We start from the raw sequence: 15886 nt of genomic DNA on the forward strand, positions 1-15886 counted from the left end.
CGGCTGTCCTGCGCCCGCCACGGCGTCAGTTCAGATCATGCCGGACGGTCGCCCTCGGCGCTGGACCCGGCTGCCGCTTTGAGCGCGGCGGCCGCTGCGGTCTCGGCCCTGCGGCGGTGCTCGGCGGCCTTCTCCTCGTAGATCTTCGCCATCCGCAGGTGGTACTCCGGGTTGTCCTGCTCGTAGACGTCCGGGATGCCGTCGAGGTCCTCGTCGCGCTCCTCGTCCTCGGTGAGCGCCCTGTACGTGCGGTTGCGGAGCTTGAGCATGGCGCTCGCGACGACTGCGGCGACGAGGGAGCCGATCAGGACGGCGGCCTTGACCTCGGCGGTGAGGGTCTCGTCGCCGGCGAAGGCGAGTTCGCCGATGAGGAGCGAGACGGTGAAGCCGATCCCGGCGAGGGAGGCCACCGCGAGCACGTCCGGCCAGGCCAGGTCCCCGCCCAGCTCGGCTCTGGTGAAACGGGCGGCCAGCCAGGTGCCGCCGAAGATGCCCACGGCCTTGCCGACGACCAGGCCGAGGATGACGCCGAGGGTCTCGGGCCGGGTGAAGACCTGGGCGATCGCCTTGTCGGAGAGGGAGACCCCGGCGGACAGCAGCGCGAAGAGCGGGACGGCGAGGCCGGCCGAGACCGGCCGGACCAGGTGCTCGATGTGCTCGCCGGGGGACGTGTCCTCGCCCTCCTTGCGGGAGCAGCGGAGCATCAGGCCCATGGCGACGCCGGCGATGGTGGCGTGGACTCCGCTGTTGTACATCAGGCCCCAGATGACCAGGGCGAGCGGGACGTAGACGTACCAGCCGCGGACGCCCCAGCGGAGCAGGAACCAGAACAGGACGAGGCCGGCGGCCGCGCCACCGAGGGCCGGGAAGTCGATCTCGCTGGTGAAGAACACCGCGATGATCAGGATGGCGAAGAGGTCGTCGACGACGGCGAGGGTCAGCAGGAAGGCGCGCAGGGCGGACGGCAGCGAGGTGCCGATGACCGCGAGGACGGCGAGGGCGAACGCGATGTCGGTGGCGGTCGGGACCGCCCAGCCGTTCATCGAGCCGCCGCCGACGGTGTTGACCAGTACGTAGACCAGCGCCGGAGCGGCCATGCCGCAGACGGCGGCGATCACCGGGAGGGCGGCCGCCTTGGGGTCGCGCAGGTCGCCCGCGACGAGCTCGCGCTTGAGCTCGATGCCCGCGACGAAGAAGAAGATGGCCAGGAGGCCGTCGGCCGCCCAGTGCTGGAGCGAGAGGTCCAGGCCGAGGGAGGCGGGGCCGATGTGGAACTCGCTGACGTCGGCATAGCTGTCCGACAGGGCAGGAATGTTCGCCCATAGCAGGGCGGCGATCGCGGCCGCGAGGAGGATCACTCCGCCGACGGTTTCGGCGCGCAGGGCGTCGGCCACGAAGCGCCGCTCGGGCAGGGAGAGCCTGCCGAGGAACTTGCGGCTGTGGCGGTCGGTGGGGCGGGGCGCGGCCACGGCGGGACACCTCCGGGTGGTTGGACGGCATGGCGGAGCTCGTTGCCGACCAGACTTCCCGGCGCACCCTGGGGACTTGCTTTCTTGACGTTTCTCGTACTTTACAGGGCCGCGCAAGGACGAATCCGGCGATCTTCACTTTATGTGCGAAAGGGGCATCCGGCGCGATGCGTCGAATGCCCCTTCGCCTGTCCCCGGCCCGTGCGGCCGGGCCCGTGCTCAGTCCTCGCTGGACGCGCTCGGCAGCTTGCTCTGGATGAGGTCCATGACCGAGGAGTCGGCCAGCGTCGTGACGTCGCCGACCGCGCGGTCCTCGGCGACATCGCGCAGCAGACGCCGCATGATCTTGCCCGAGCGGGTCTTCGGCAGCTCCTGCACGGGGACGATCCGCTTCGGCTTGGCGATCGGGCCCAGCGTGGCACCCACGTGGTTGCGGAGCTCGCCGACCAGGGTGTCGGTCTCGGAGGCGCTGCCGCGCAGGATCACGAAGGCCACGATGGCCTGGCCGGTGGTCTCGTCCTTGGCGCCGACCACGGCCGCCTCGGCGACCGACGGGTGCGAGACGAGCGCCGACTCCACCTCGGTGGTCGAGATGTTGTGGCCCGACACCAGCATCACGTCATCCACCCGGCCGAGCAGCCAGATGTCGCCGTCCTCGTCCTTCTTGGCGCCGTCGCCCGCGAAGTACTTGCCCTCGAAGCGGGACCAGTAGGTGTCGATGAACCGCTGGTCGTCGCCCCAGATGGTGCGCAGCATCGACGGCCACGGCTCGGTGAGGACCAGGTAGCCGCCACCGCCGTCCGGGACCTCGTGGCCCTCGTCGTCCACGACCGTGGCGCCGATCCCGGGCAGCGCGCGCTGCGCCGAGCCCGGCTTGGCCTCGGTGACGCCGGGCAGCGGGGAGATCATCATGGCGCCGGTCTCGGTCTGCCACCAGGTGTCCACGATCGGGCAGCGGTCGCCGCCGATGTGCTTGCGGTACCAGACCCACGCCTCGGGGTTGATCGGCTCGCCGACCGAGCCCAGCACGCGCAGGCTCGACAGGTCGAACTTCGCGGGGATGTCGTCGCCCCACTTCATGAACGTACGGATCGCCGTGGGCGCGGTGTAGAGGATGGTGACACCGTACTTCTGCACGACCTCCCAGAACCGGCCCTGGTGGGGGGTGTCCGGGGTGCCCTCGTACATCACCTGGGTGGCACCGTTGGCGAGCGGCCCGTAGACGATGTACGAGTGCCCGGTCACCCAGCCGATGTCGGCGGTGCACCAGAAGACGTCGCTCTCCGGCTTGAGGTCGAAGACGGCGTGGTGGGTGTACGCGGCCTGGGTGAGGTAGCCGCCGGAGGTGTGCAGGATGCCCTTGGGCTTACCCGTGGTCCCGGAGGTGTACAGGATGAACAGCGGGTGCTCGGCGTCGAAGGCCTGCGGAGTGTGCTCGGCGGACTGGCGTCCGACGACCTCGTGCCACCAGAGGTCGCGGCCCTCGGTGAAGGCGGTGTCCTGGCCGGTGCGCTGCACGACGAGCACGTGCTCGACCTGCGGGCACTTGGCGACGGCCTCGTCGATGGCGGGCTTGAGGGCGCTGGGGTTGCCGCGGCGGTAGCCGCCGTCGGCGGTGATGACCAGCTTGGCGTCGGCGTCCTGGATGCGGGAGGCCACGGCGTCGGCGGAGAAGCCGCCGAACACCACCGAGTGCGCGGCGCCGACGCGGGCGCACGCGAGCATCGCGACGACCGCCTCGGGGATCATCGGCAGGTAGACCGCGACCCGGTCGCCGGCCTGGACGCCCAGCTCGGTCAGGGCGTTGGCGGCCTTGGAGACCTCGTCCTTGAGCTCGGCGTAGGTGATCGCGCGGCTGTCGCCGGGCTCGCCCTCGAAGTGGATGGCGACGCGGTCGCCGTTGCCGGCCTCGACGTGCCGGTCCACGCAGTTGTACGCGACGTTCAGCTTGCCGTCCGCGAACCACTTGGCGAAGGGCGGGTTGGTCCAGTCGAGCGTCTCGGTCGGCTCGACGTCCCAGGTCAGGCGGCGGGCCTGAGTGGCCCAGAAGCCCAGCCGGTCCGCCTCGGCCTCGGAGTACGCAGCCTCTTTCACATTGGCGGCGGCGGCCAGATCGGCAGGCGGTGCGAACCGCCGCTCCTCCTTGAGCAGATTGGCCAGGCTTTCATTGCTCACGACATCTCCCTTTCCCAGGGTGTCCGTTGTGTCCCCGGGCATAGCTCATCAGTCAGCGGCCCCGGTGACAAGGGGTAGCCGAAAATTGGTTTAGACCTATATCGCGGCCGGGCCCACGCACAGAGTGGCCCCTTCCCGCTGCAGGGTGCGGGAAGGGGCCACTCCGTGGCACGGATACCGGAGGGTATCGGTTCGGTCCAGTCCTTGATCCGGATCGGCCGGTGACGGCGATTCGGTCATCATTCAGACATGTTGTCCGACGCTGTCGAACACGCGGCAGTCGAAGAAGTCGTCGCCTTCGGACAGCAGATAGGCCTGGGCCTCGCCCACGTGGAAGTACATCCCGTGCAGCTCCAGGGTGCCCTCCGCGAGCCGCCGGGCCACCGACTCGTGCGCCCGCAGGTGCTCCAGCTGCTGCACCACGTTGGTCAGGCACAGCTGCTCCACGGCATCCGCCGGGAGCCGGCCCGCGATCCGGGCCCAGCGGTGGTGGCGGCTGGCCATCCGCTCCAGGCTGGGCAGCCCGTGCCGCAGCCACCGGCGCAGCGGGGTCATCGGGGCCCCGGGCGTGGAGTTCAGCAGGGCCTGCATGGCTCCGCAGCCCGAATGCCCGCACACCGTGATGCTGTCCACCTTGAGCACGTCGACCGCGTACTCGATGGCCGCCGCGACCGAGTCGTCCGCGGCCTCGGCGCCCGGCAGGGGGACCAGGTTGCCGACATTGCGGACCGTGAACAGGTCGCCGGGGCCGCTGGCCGTGATCATGCTGGTCACCAGGCGTGAGTCCGCACAGGTCAGGAAGAGCTGGGAGGGCCGCTGCCCTTCGCGGGCCAGCCGGGCCAGTTCCTCGCGGACGTGCGGCGCGGTGTCCCGCTGGAAGGCGCTGATCCCGCTGGCCAGTTGCCCGGCGCCGCGGCGGCGCGGGGCCGGCGTCTCCACCGCCTCCATCGCGTCGGGGGCCGTGGCCGCGCCGGGGATCGTGCCGCCGGCCGCCGGCCGGTGGTCGCAGTGGTTCATCCACGGGGTCCAGGGGCGGCAGCAGTGGTGTCCGCCGCGCTGGGCTCCCCGCGGGGACCGCTCGGCGCGGGCCGCCCCGCCCGTCCGGGTGGTGGAGCGGCCGGTGACCTCCAGGGAGCCCCCGTGCACCAGATGGGAGTCCTGCCAGTCCTGGAGTGTCTCGTACGCCGCGTGGTCCATGAACGAGCCGTCCAGTTCCACCACCACGCGCCCGCCGGGCGGGATCTGGTTCAGCACCCGGCTCAGCCGCGGCACCGCGAGGAAGGTCAGCTGCCCGCGTGCCCACACCCGGTGGACCCCGCCCTGCACCTCCACCGTGATCCGGGTCCGGGCCAGCCGGTGCAGGGCGATCGCCACGGCCACCGCGATGCCGATGGCGACCCCCTCCAGCACCCCGCCGAGCACCACCGCTGCGATCGTCGTCACGTAGACCGTGATCTCGCGGTGCCGGGTGACGGTACGCAGATGGGTCGCGTTCACCATCCGCACGCCCAGCGCCATCACCAGGGCGGCCAGCGCGGCGAGCGGGATCAGGTCGAGGACCGGGACGAGCAGCGCGGCCGCGAGCAGTACCCACAGCCCGTGCAGCATGACCGACTGCCGGCTGACGGCCCCGGCCTTGACGTTGGCCACGCTGCGGACGGCCCCGCCCGCGACGGGCAGCCCGCCCAGCGCCCCGGAGAGGATGTTCGCGGCGCCCTGTCCGCGCAGTTCCCGGTCGAGGTCGGCGCGCGGCGGGCGGTTGCCCGTACGCCGCTGGGAGGCGATCAGCTTGTCGGTGGCGACCGCGGACAGCAGGGACTCCACACTGCCGACCAGGGTGACCGTCAGGACGGCCGCGACGATGCCGAGGACGGGTCCCTCGGGCAGCTCGGGCAGCGCGTGGCTGCGCCAGGACGGCAGGTCCACCCGGGGCAGGGTGAGTCCGGTCAGCGTGGCGAACACCGTGGCCGTGGCGACGGCGGCCAGTGCCGCCGGCACCTTGCGCAGAGCGAGGCCCACCCGGCCGGGCAGCCGCTGCCAGCCGAGCAGGACGGCCAGTGTCAGGGCGCTCACGCCGACGGCGGCCGGCTGCAGATGGGCCAATTGGCCCGGCAGTCCCCGGACGTTGGCGACGGCAGAGCTCTGCGGGGTGCCGCCGAGGACGATGTGCAGCTGGGCCAGCGCGATCGTGACGCCGACGCCCGCGAGCATGCCGTGCACGATGGCCGGGCTGACCACGAGCGCGGACCGGGCGGTGCGCAGTGCGGCGAGACCGAGCTGGCAGCAGCCGGCGAGCACGGTGATCGCGCAGGTGGTGCGCCACCCGTAGTGCTGGATCAACTCGGCGGTGACGACGGTGAGTCCGGTCGCGGGTCCGCTCACCTGCAGGGGGGTGCCGCCCAGGCGCCCGGCCACGATTCCGCCGACGGCCGCGGCCACCAGGCCCGCCTGGAGCGGGGCGCCGGTGGCCAGCGCGATGCCGAGGGAGAGCGGCAGGGCGATCAGGAAGACGGTCAGGGAGGCGGAGAGGTCGGCGTGGAGATCGGCGCGGCGGCTCTTGCGGGGCGCGCCGCCGGTCGTGCTGCCGGGCTTGCCGTCGAGCTCTGCGGCGGGGTGCGTGGGGGAGGTGGCTGTCACAGGTCCCGTCTCCTCTGCGGAGGGGTGAAGCGGCGGGAGTCTCAACACTCAGTAAATGAAAGGTAATGGAGAGTAAAGGGACGCGGTAGGAAATGGGGGCAAATGGCCTAGAAATTAGCACTCAAGGGTTATTAATCATTTTGTACGGCTTGTCACATCATCTTCACGGTGGACTGCATGGGACGTTGCGGCGTGGAGGACCCGCGATGGAACTGTGAGGAGAGGTGGACGGATGATCGCCGCTACGAAGAAGATCGCCGGCGGCCTGGTAGCCACGGCGCTGGCGCTGGGCGCCGCCGGGTGCAGCGCTTCGGAACCCGCCAAGCCCCCCTCTCCCGGGGGTCCGAACGGGAAGAAGGGTGCGGCGGCCCCGGAGGCCGCCCCCGGCAGTGTGAAGCAGCTCATCGGCGACGGCTCGACCGCGTACACCGGCCGCCAGCCGAACGTGGAGAAGCCGCAGAAGCTGAAGCCCGGTGAGAAGCCGCCGCAGTTCGTGGTGTTCTCCTGGGACGGGGCCGGCGAGGACAGCCAGAAGCTCTTCTCGCACTTCCGCGAGGTCGGCAAGGAGTACAACGCCCGGATGACGTACTTCCTCAGCGGCGTGTACATGCTCCCCGAGGAGAAACGTTCCCTCTACACGGCCCCGCAGCACGAGTCCGGCCGTTCCGACATCGGCTTCGGTGACCTCCAGGGCATCAAGGACACGGCCACCCAGGTCCGCGAGGCCTGGATGGAAGGCAACGAGATCGGCACCCACTTCAACGGCCACTTCTGCGGCCCGGACGGCGGCGTCGGCACCTGGTCCGTGCCGGAGTGGAAGAGCGAGATCAACCAGGCCAAGGCCTTCGTCAAGAGCTGGAAGACGAACACACCGGACCTGAAGGACCTGGAGCCGCTCCCGTTCGACTACGAGAAGGAGCTCATCGGCGCCCGCACCCCCTGCCTCGAAGGCCAGAAGAACTTCATGCTGGCGGCCAAGGACATGGGCTTCCGCTACGACTCCAGCGGCATCAGCAAGCAGGTCTGGCCGAAGAAGACCGACGGCCTCTGGGACGTCCCGCTCCAGCTGGTGCCCATGCCGGGCCGCGCCTTCGAGACCCTGAGCATGGACTACAACTACATGGTCAACCAGTCCGGGACGACCACGCAGGGCGACCCCGCGCAGCACGCGTACTGGGGCGAGCAGATGCGCGACGGCCTCCAGCAGGCCTTCGACCGGACCTACCAGGGCAACCGCGCGCCGCTGATCATCGGCAACCACTTCGAGTCCTGGAACGGCGGCACCTACATGAAGGCCGTCGAGGAGTCCATCAAGTCGATGTGCACGCAGAAGGAGGTCCGCTGCGTGCCGTTCCGCGAGCTGGTCGACTGGCTGGACGCCCAGGACCCGAAGACCCTGGAGTGGATGCGCGGCCTCGACGTCGGCGAGGCGCCCAAGGAGGGCTGGACGAAGTTCCTGACCGCGGGGCCGTCGGCGGAGCCGGCCGCCCCTGCCGAGGTCAAGCGGGCTGCGGGGCCGGCTGCGAGGCCGGCTGCGGAGCCGACCCCGGAGCCGGATGCGGAGCCGGCTGAGGAGGGTTGGGGCGAGGACTGACGAGGTCCGGGACCGCCGGCCCGCCGCCGGTGGCCTCCCGCAGTACGAAGCCGGGGTCGACCTGGGCAGCCAGGTCGGCTCCGGTCTTGGCGTTGCCCCAGCTCTCCGCGTTCCGCAGGTGGAAGTGGACCATCTGCTCGGTGTACCGCTCCCAGTCGCGGTGGGCGTACGAGTCGTCGGCCGTGTCCTGGAGGGCCTGCAGCGCGAGCCGGTTGGTCGCTTCGAGCAGCTCGAACGCCGCCGGACGGCCCTTCTCCATCGCCCGCACCCAGTCGGAATGCCCGAAGGTGACGAGGAGGTCCTCCTCCGCGACCTCGTCCCGGAGGAACGCGATGTCGTCCGGGCCCTGCACCTTGTTGCCGACGACCTTGAGCGTGACGCCGAAGTCCCGGGCGTACTCCTTGTACTGGCGGTAGACGGAGACGCCCTTGCGGGTGGGTTCGGCGACCAGGAAGGTCACGTCGAAGCGGGTGAACATGCCCGAGGCGAAGGAGTCGGAGCCGGCGGTCATGTCGACCACGACGTACTCGTCCGGCCCGTCGACGAGGTGGTTGAGGCAGAGCTCGACCGCCCCGACCTTGGAGTGGTAGCAGGCGACCCCGAGGTCCGACTCGGTGAACGGCCCGGTGGCCATCAGCCGTACGGGCTCCCCGTCGAGCAGCAGCGTGCGCGCGCAGGCCTCGTACACAGGGTTGTCCTCGGTGACCCGCAGCAGGCGCGATCCGGCGCCGGGCGGGGTGGTCTTGATCATCGTGTCGGCCGAGGCGATGCGCGGATTGGAGCCCCGCAGGTACTCCTTGATCAAGGGCAGGTGCGCGCCCAGGGCGGGCAGCGCGGCGGCCTCCTCTTCGGCGAGTCCGAGGGCGGCGCCCAGGTGCTGGTTGATGTCGGCGTCCACCGCGACGACAGGGGCTTCATTGGCTGCGAGGTGGCGGATGAAGAGGGAGGACAGGGTCGTCTTGCCGCTGCCGCCCTTCCCCACGAAAGCGATCTTCATGTTCACCAAGAGTAGTCGCATGGTTGCTTTGTGTGGCGCCCGTAAGTGAAGAAGACCACTCCAAGGAGGGGTCGGTCCCACGGGCGTCCAGTGCGTAGGCTCCCTACTTATGAGTAGCGCTTCTGACCCGCTGGCCGCCCTGGGTTCGCTCCCGGGCGTAGCCGAATCCGTGGATTCCGTACGCAAGGCCGTGGACCGCGTCTACGGCCACCGCGTGATGCGCCGGCGCAGCGGGGAGATCACTTCGGAGGCCGCGCTGCGCGGGGCCCGCGCCAGCGCTGCGCTGTCCGGGGCGGACTGGGCGCTGGAGGAGGTGCGCCGCCGGACCGACTTCGGAGCGGAGGCGCAGGCGCGCACGGTGGGCGCCGCGCTGCGCCTGACGGCAGAGGCCGGACAGCTGCTGAGCATCTGGCGCCAGTCGCCGCTGCGGGTCCTGGCGCGCCTGCACCTGGTGGCGTCGGGGTCGACGGCCGAGGGCGACGTGGTGGGCCGCCCGCGCCTCGCGGGCGAGCCGGTGGACGAGCCCCTGATCGCCCTCCCGCTCCCGGACGCGGAGGAGGTGGCGGGCCGGCTGGACGGCCTGTCCCGGCTGATCATCGCGGGCGGTTCGGCCCCGGCGCTGGTCACGTCGGCGGTGGTGCACGGCGAACTGCTGGCGTTGCGTCCGTTCGGCTCGTACAACGGGCTGGTGGCGCGGGCGGCGGAGCGGATCGTGCTGATCAACAGCGGTCTGGACCCGAAGGCGATCTGCCCGGCGGAGGTCGGCCACGCAGAACAGGGGCGGGACGCGTACCTGGCGGCCTTCGAGGGCTACGTCTCCGGCACCGCGGAGGGGATGGCGGCCTGGATCGCGCACTGCGGCCGCGCGATCGAGCTCGGCGTCCGCGAGTCGACGGCGGTCTGCGAGGCCCTGCAGCGCGGCGCGGCCTGACCTGCCCGGACACAGGGTTGCGGCGACACCGTCTTGCTCTGGTGTCGCCGCTGGCACTTACGCCCAGGTACCAAGCGTCCTCGATAGTTGCCCATCAGGTCGGGAGCTTTGCCCGTCACCTGGTGTGGCTGGCCCGTAATCGACGGGTCGACGTCGCGTGGGTGCTCGGCGTTCATGCTTCGGTCCGTGGGCCTTACTGCGTTTTAAAGATGATCCTCTCGGATGTTCTTTGGTCTCGCGGGCCGTTGACTCCTTTGTACTCCGCTTCGGTGACAAGCGGAACCCCTACCCACTTTTTTTACTTTCCGGGACACCCCGGGTGAACCGGACACGCCGCATCCCTGCAGCTCAGAGGGCCTGCGCCAGTCGCCCGGCCACCTCGCCGGCCCCCTGCGTCCGGCGGCCGGCGGCGGCGCCGCAAACCGGTCAGGCGGAGGCTGCGGCCAGAGCGCTGGCCCGGCGGCGGCTGGCGTACCAAACCAGCCCCGCAGTGGCCGCTGCCGCCCCCACCGCCGCGGCGGCAACCAGCGCCGGCCGCGCCGGCATCGACAGCCCGGGCAGCCGCTGCTTCAGCCGCACCGGCCGGTTGAACACCAGCACCGGCCACTCCCGCGCCACCGCCTCCTTGCGCAGCGCCCGGTCGGGGTTGACGGCGTGCGGGTGCCCGACCGCCTCCAGCATCGGGATGTCCGTCACCGAGTCGCTGTACGCGTAGCAGCGGGAGAGGTCGTACCCCTCGGACTCCGCGAGCTCCCGCACGGCCTCGGCCTTGGTGGGCCCGTACGCGTAGTACTCGATCTCGCCGGTGAAACAGCCGTCCTCGCCGATGACCATGCGCGTGGCGACGACCCGGTCCGCGCCGAGCATCTCGCCGATCGGCTCGACGACTTCCGCGCCGGACGTCGACACGATCACCACGTCGCGGCCCGCGGTGTGGTGGGCCTCGATCAGGGAGGCGGCCTCGTCGTAGATCAGCGGGTCGATGAGGTCGTGCAGGGTTTCGGCGACGATCTCCCGCACCTGCTGGACGTTCCACCCCTTGCAGAGGGAGGACAGGTACTCACGCATCCGCTCCATCTGATCGTGGTCGGCGCCGCCGACCAGGTAGATGAACTGGGTGTAGGCAGTGCGCAGCACGGCTCGGCGGTTGATGAGGCCGCCGTGGTAGAAGGACTTGCTGAACGTCAGAGTGCTTGACTTCGCAATGACCGTCTTGTCCAGGTCGAAGAAGGCTGCGGTGCGGGGCGACGAGTGCGGCAAGGGCTGGATTTCCACGCCCCGAGCATATGCGCCCACCATTCGGCGTAAGGTGTGGCGCGTGGGTTTGCCTGAGAAGGCTCTCGGGTACACCATGGAAGTCACGGATCGTTCGCGACCGTGCTAACCCGGTCTGGCTCCTCCCCCCCCGAGTCGGACCGTGGGGACGACCCCCGCTCTCCCCCCCGGCGGGGGTCGTCGCATGTCCGGACGCGGTTCGCGTCCCTGCCTTCGGCCCCAAGTGACCATTCCCGCGGCCCTCCTTCCTCGGTGGGCCCTGCGTGGCGAAGGCCCTCACCCCTCCAGACCCGTAACGGTGCGTAGTTGTTCCGCCGCGCTGTGGAACTCACCTGTCGGGGTGATGGAGTTATTCACAGGGCTTCTGTTGTCCACAGTTTTCGGGCAAGATCCACTTCTTTTTCCGGATCGCTGCACGGTGATTCCGGCCGCGAAGTCCGCGGTGCCGGGATTTGCAGTGAGAAGGGGGCGGAGATCGTGGCTGGATCGAAGTCGTGTGAACTGCCGGAGCGTGTGGAAGCGGGCGGAATCCGGCCATTGGGTGCTCCGGGCGGGGCCGTGCCCGGTGGCGGGCGCCCGCTGATCATCACCGAGGATCCGCTGCTGCTCGACGATCTGCTGCGGCTGTGCGCGGCCGCGGGCGCCGAACCGCATGTGCACCATGCGGTGCCCGAGCAAAGCGGAGGCGGTGGCGTCGCAAGCGGCGGGAGGGCCGAAAGTGGTTCCGGCGACGCTGCGGAGGAGCGCGGGGGCATCGGATGGGAGTCCGCGCCGCTGGTGCTCGTCGGGGACGATGCCGCCCGCCGGGTGCGCGGTGCACCGCGACGGGGCGGGGTGCTGCTGGTCGGCAGGGAGCTCGACGATCCCCTCGTGTGGCAGCGGGCGGTGGAGATCGGCGCCGAGGAGGTGCTCCGGCTCCCCGACGCCGAGAGCCTGCTCGTCGACCGCATCGCCGATGTGGTGGAGGGCGCCGGGAAACCCGCCCTCGCCGTCGGGGTGATCGGCGGCAGCGGCGGGGCCGGAGCCTCCACCCTCGCGTGCGCACTCGCCCTCCGGGCCGCGCGCGCCGGGGAGCGGACCATCCTCGTCGACGGGGACCCGCTCGGCGGCGGCATGGATGTGCTGCTCGGCGGTGAGGGCGCCGAAGGCCTGCGCTGGCCCGACTTCGCGGGCTCGCGGGGCCGGGTGGGTGCCGGGGCGCTGGAGGAGTCCCTGCCGGAACTCCATGCGCTCCGCGTGCTCAGCTGGGACCGCGGGGACCGGGTGGTGGTGCCGCCCGTGGCGATGCGCTCGGTGCTGGCCGCCGCGCGCCGCCGGGGCGGGGTCGTGGTGGTCGACCTGCCCCGGCGGGTGGACGAAGCCGTGGCCGAGGCGCTGGCGCAGCTGGATCTGGTCCTGATGGTGGTCCCGGGAGAGCTGCGGGCGGTGGCCGCCGCGGGGCGGGTCGCGGCCGGGGTGCGGATGGTGGCCCGGGACGTCCGCGTGGTCGTACGGGGCCGCGGTCCGGGCGGGCTCGACGCCGAGGCGGTGGCCGGGCTGCTGGGGGTGCCGCTGGCCGGAGAGGTGCCGGTCGAGGTGGGGCTCCCGGGGCGGGTTGCCGAGGGGGAACCGCCGGGTGGTCAGGGGCGGGGTGCACTGGCCCGGTTCTGTGACGGCTTCTGGCGGCGGGCGCTGGGCCCCGCCCAGGGGGTGGCGGCATGAGCGCCGTGCTCCTGGACGCGGTGCGGCAGCGGCTCGCCGAGAGCGGGGCGGAGCCGACCCCGGCCCGGGTGGCGGCGGCCCTGCGGGCGCAGGGCCGGCTGCTCGGCGATGCGGAAGTGCTGGGCGTGGCTGCCGAGTTGCGCTCCGAACTGGTGGGCGCCGGTCCGCTGGAAACCCTGCTCGCCGACCCGGAGGTCACCGATGTCCTGGTGGCCGCGCCGGACCGGGTGTGGGTGGACCGCGGCGGCGGGCTGGAGCTGACGGGGGTGACCTTCGCCGACGCCGATGCCGTGCGCAGGCTCGCCCAGCGGCTGGCCGCCGTCGCGGGCCGGCGCCTGGACGACGCCCGGCCCTGGGTGGACGCCCGGATGCCCGACGGCACCCGCCTGCACGCCGTGCTGCCGCCGGTGGCGGTCGGCTCGGCCTGTCTGTCGCTGCGGGTGGTGCGGCCGAGGGCGTTCACGCTGGACGAGCTGGTCGAGGCCGGAACGCTGCCGCCCGGCGGCCAGCGGCTGCTGCGGGACATGGTGGACGCCCGGCTGTCGTTCCTCGTCTCCGGCGGGACCGGCACCGGCAAGACCACCCTGCTCAGCGCCCTGCTGGGGCTGGTCGGCCCCGGTGAGCGGATCGTCCTGGCCGAGGATTCGGCCGAGCTGCGCCCCGATCATCCGCATGTGGTGCGGCTGGAGACCCGGCCGGCCAACCAGGAGGGGGCGGGCCTGGTTACCCTGGCGGATCTGGTCCGGCAGGCGCTGCGGATGCGTCCGGACCGGCTGGTCGTCGGCGAGGTCCGGGGAGCCGAAGTGGCCCATCTCCTGGCGGCTTTGAACACGGGCCACGAAGGAGGCTGCGGCACGGTCCACGCGAATGCCGCCGCGCACGTGCCGGCCCGGCTGGAGGCCCTCGGGACGGCCGCCGGTCTGGACCGGGCCGCCCTGCACAGCCAGTTGGCGGCCGCGCTGACCCTGGTGGTCCATCTGGTCCGGGACCGGGCCGGGCGGCGCCGGGTGGCCGAGGTGCACGTGCTGGAGCGGGACGCCGCCGGGCTGGTGGTCACCGTACCGGCACTGCGCTGGTCCGCCCGGGGCTTCACACGGGAGAGCGGCTGGGAGCGGCTGCGTCCGCTGCTGCGGGGTGCGCGGTGAACGGCGTGGCCGCGGCGGCGGTGCCGCTGCCGCTGTTAGCTGGGGTGCTGTGCGCGGGGTTGGCCGCCTGGGCGCTGGCAGGGGGAGACCGGGTGACCCGGCGGGCCCGGGTGGTGCTGGCCGGGGGCGGGCCCGTGGTCTCCCCCGGTCCGCTGCGCCGGGAGCGGCTGGTGATCGCGGTACGGGTACGGGCCCTGCGGTGGCGGGAGTGGTCCTGCCTGAGTGCCGGGCTCGTCGTCGCCCTGCTGGGCGGGTCGGTGATTCCGCTGGTGGTGGGCGCGGCGGCGGTGCCGCTGGTGCGGCGCTGGCTTCGGATCCGGCAGCGGGAGCGGGCACGCAGTGCACGCGCCGCCGAGGTGATCGCGCTGTGCGGGGCAGCGGTGGGCGAGCTGCGGGCGGGGGCCCAGCCGGGGCAGGCGCTGGCTGCGGCGATGCGGCGGACGGCAGCGGGCCCGGGCGGGCCGGGTGCCGCGGAGGCGGCGGTGCTGGCCGCGGCGGCGTTCGGCGGGGACGTGCCCGCGGCGCTGTGGCAGGCGTCGCGGGAGCCCGGAGCCGAAGGGCTGGCCGGGATGGCCGCCTGCTGGCGGATCTCGGTGGACGGGGGCGCGGGTCTCGCGGCCGGACTGGACCGGCTGGAGGGCGCGTTGCGGGCCGAGCGGGACCGGCAGGAGTCGCTGCGGGCCCAGTTGGCGGGGGCCAGATCGACGACGGCGGTGCTGGCCCTGCTGCCGCTGGTCGGCCTGCTGATCGGCACCGGGCTCGGCGCGGACCCGCTCCGCGTGCTGCTGCACACCCCGGTCGGGTGGGGCTGCCTGCTGGCGGGCGGGGTGCTGGAGGCGCTGGGACTGCTGTGGTGCCGGCGGATCGTGCGGGCGGGGGAGCGGTGATGGGCGGTCTCGTGATCCACAGGCTGGGGATGGCGCTGTGCCTCGCGGCGGCGGTGCTGTGCACCGTTTCGGTGGTGGCGGCGCAGGTCCGGGCGCGGGCGGCCCGGCGCAGGATCGCCGCGTTGCTTTCGGCGCGGCCGGAGCGGCGGGCGCCGGTGTTCGGGTCCGGGATACGGGCGGCGGTGACCGTGTGGGCCGGCCCGGCCGGGGCGCTGCTGGCGGCCTGGGTGCTGGTCGGCGGGGTTCCGGGGGTGCTGGCCGGCTGCGGGGCGGCGTTCGGGGTGTGGCGCTGGCTGCGGCGGGCGCGGCCGCCAGCCGGGGTGGATCCGCAGGAGGTGGAGCGCCAGCTCCCGTCCGCAGCCGATCTGTTGGCCGCTTGCCTGGCGGCCGGTGCGGCGCCGGTGGAGGCCGCGGAGGTGGTGGGCGAGTCGCTGGGCGGCCCGGTGGGCGAGCGGCTGGCGCTGGCCGGGGCGGAGCTGCGGCTCGGCGGCGAACCGGGGGCCGCGTGGGGGAGGTTGGCGGAGATACCGGGTGCGCGGGCGCTCGCGGAATGCCTGGAGCGGGCCGCCCGGACGGGGGCTCCGGCCGCGGAGCCGGTCTCCCGCCTGGCGACGGCCCTCCGGGAGGAACGGGCCCGGCGGGCCGGAGCCCGGGCGCAGCGCGCGGCGGTGCTCGTCACCGCTCCGGTGGGGCTGTGTTTCCTCCCGGCCTTTCTCGCAGTCGGAGTGGCCCCGGTGGTGATCGGAATGGCCTCCGGTCTCCTCTCGGCCACCTGAAGTCACTTCATGAACTCCGATCTCAAGTGCCGTCCCTGAAATCACAACTGAGAGCACGTCAAGAACAGAAATCAACGGGAGGTTGTCATGAGGATCATCTGGTGCCGTGTGCGGTCGGCGCTGAACGGCCGTGCGAACGATGCGGGCATGTCCACTTCGGAGTACGCCATGGGCACGATCGCGGCGTGTGCATTCGCGGCCGTTCTGTACAAGGTGGTGACGAGTGACGTGGTCGCCACGGCGCTTCAGTCGACCATCGGGAAGGCGCTCGATGTGCCGTTCTGAGGAAAAACGACGGC

12 protein-coding genes are annotated in these 15886 nt (G+C 72.1%); 7 read left to right on the forward strand and 5 right to left on the reverse strand.

Going from position 1 to position 15886, the window contains the following annotated elements:
• Positions 1 to 35 precede the first annotated feature (35 nt).
• The 3 genes from nhaA to ABTY04_RS14170 all read right to left on the reverse strand — a co-directional run bounded on the left by nhaA (position 36) and on the right by ABTY04_RS14170 (position 6281).
• On the reverse strand, positions 36 to 1469 hold the full coding sequence (nhaA, locus tag ABTY04_RS14160) for a Na+/H+ antiporter NhaA (protein ID WP_352213640.1): 1434 nt from the start codon (positions 1467 to 1469) through the stop codon (positions 36 to 38).
• Positions 1470 to 1688: 219 nt separating this feature from the next.
• On the reverse strand, positions 1689 to 3686 hold the full coding sequence (acs, locus tag ABTY04_RS14165; RefSeq protein WP_352213641.1) for an acetate--CoA ligase: 1998 nt from the start codon (positions 3684 to 3686) through the stop codon (positions 1689 to 1691).
• Positions 3687 to 3887: 201 nt separating this feature from the next.
• Entirely contained in the window at positions 3888 to 6281 is a 2394-nt protein-coding gene (locus ABTY04_RS14170; protein ID WP_352213642.1) for a SulP family inorganic anion transporter, read from the reverse strand.
• 232 nt (positions 6282 to 6513) lie between these two features.
• Between ABTY04_RS14170 and ABTY04_RS14175 the strand changes: the two genes are divergently transcribed.
• Entirely contained in the window at positions 6514 to 7875 is a 1362-nt protein-coding gene (locus tag ABTY04_RS14175) for a polysaccharide deacetylase family protein (RefSeq protein ID WP_352213643.1), read from the forward strand.
• Here the strand turns inward: ABTY04_RS14175 and ABTY04_RS14180 are convergent.
• A complete protein-coding gene (locus tag ABTY04_RS14180; protein WP_352213644.1) occupies positions 7781 to 8872 on the reverse strand; it encodes an ATP-binding protein in 1092 nt (363 codons plus the stop codon). The genes ABTY04_RS14175 and ABTY04_RS14180 overlap by 95 nt on opposite strands.
• A gap of 109 nt (positions 8873 to 8981) precedes the next feature.
• Here ABTY04_RS14180 and ABTY04_RS14185 point away from each other — a divergent pair, with 109 nt between their 5' ends.
• A complete protein-coding gene (locus ABTY04_RS14185; RefSeq protein WP_352213645.1) occupies positions 8982 to 9803 on the forward strand; it encodes a Fic family protein in 822 nt (273 codons plus the stop codon).
• Between the two features lie 426 nt (positions 9804 to 10229).
• Here ABTY04_RS14185 and ABTY04_RS14190 read toward each other — a convergent pair whose 3' ends face one another.
• On the reverse strand, positions 10230 to 11102 hold the full coding sequence (locus tag ABTY04_RS14190) for an HAD family hydrolase (protein ID WP_502996634.1): 873 nt from the start codon (positions 11100 to 11102) through the stop codon (positions 10230 to 10232).
• A gap of 504 nt (positions 11103 to 11606) precedes the next feature.
• Here ABTY04_RS14190 and ssd point away from each other — a divergent pair.
• From ssd to ABTY04_RS14215, 5 genes are all read left to right on the forward strand, one after another.
• Positions 11607 to 12779 (forward strand): septum site-determining protein Ssd, encoded by a 1173-nt coding sequence (gene ssd, locus ABTY04_RS14195; RefSeq protein ID WP_352213790.1) that lies wholly within the window; start codon positions 11607 to 11609, stop codon positions 12777 to 12779.
• The gene (locus ABTY04_RS14200) at positions 12776 to 13924 is read left to right on the forward strand and encodes a TadA family conjugal transfer-associated ATPase (RefSeq protein ID WP_352213646.1); all 1149 of its coding nucleotides are present in this window, start codon (positions 12776 to 12778) and stop codon (positions 13922 to 13924) included. Before ssd ends, ABTY04_RS14200 begins: the two co-directional genes overlap by 4 nt.
• Positions 13921 to 14811 (forward strand): type II secretion system F family protein, encoded by an 891-nt coding sequence (locus tag ABTY04_RS14205; protein ID WP_502996635.1) that lies wholly within the window; start codon positions 13921 to 13923, stop codon positions 14809 to 14811. The genes ABTY04_RS14200 and ABTY04_RS14205 overlap by 4 nt, the downstream gene beginning before the upstream one ends.
• Entirely contained in the window at positions 14811 to 15587 is a 777-nt protein-coding gene (locus ABTY04_RS14210) for a type II secretion system F family protein (RefSeq protein ID WP_352213647.1), read from the forward strand. Before ABTY04_RS14205 ends, ABTY04_RS14210 begins: the two co-directional genes overlap by 1 nt.
• Before the next feature lie 87 nt (positions 15588 to 15674).
• Positions 15675 to 15872 carry a DUF4244 domain-containing protein gene (locus tag ABTY04_RS14215; RefSeq protein ID WP_352213648.1) on the forward strand — a complete coding sequence of 66 codons (198 nt, stop codon included), beginning with the start codon at positions 15675 to 15677 and terminating at the stop codon, positions 15870 to 15872.
• Positions 15873 to 15886 lie beyond the last annotated feature (14 nt).

Origin of the sequence: Streptomyces sp. NPDC097981, assembly GCF_040302565.1 — a bacterium.
GTDB lineage: Bacteria > Actinomycetota > Actinomycetes > Streptomycetales > Streptomycetaceae > Streptomyces.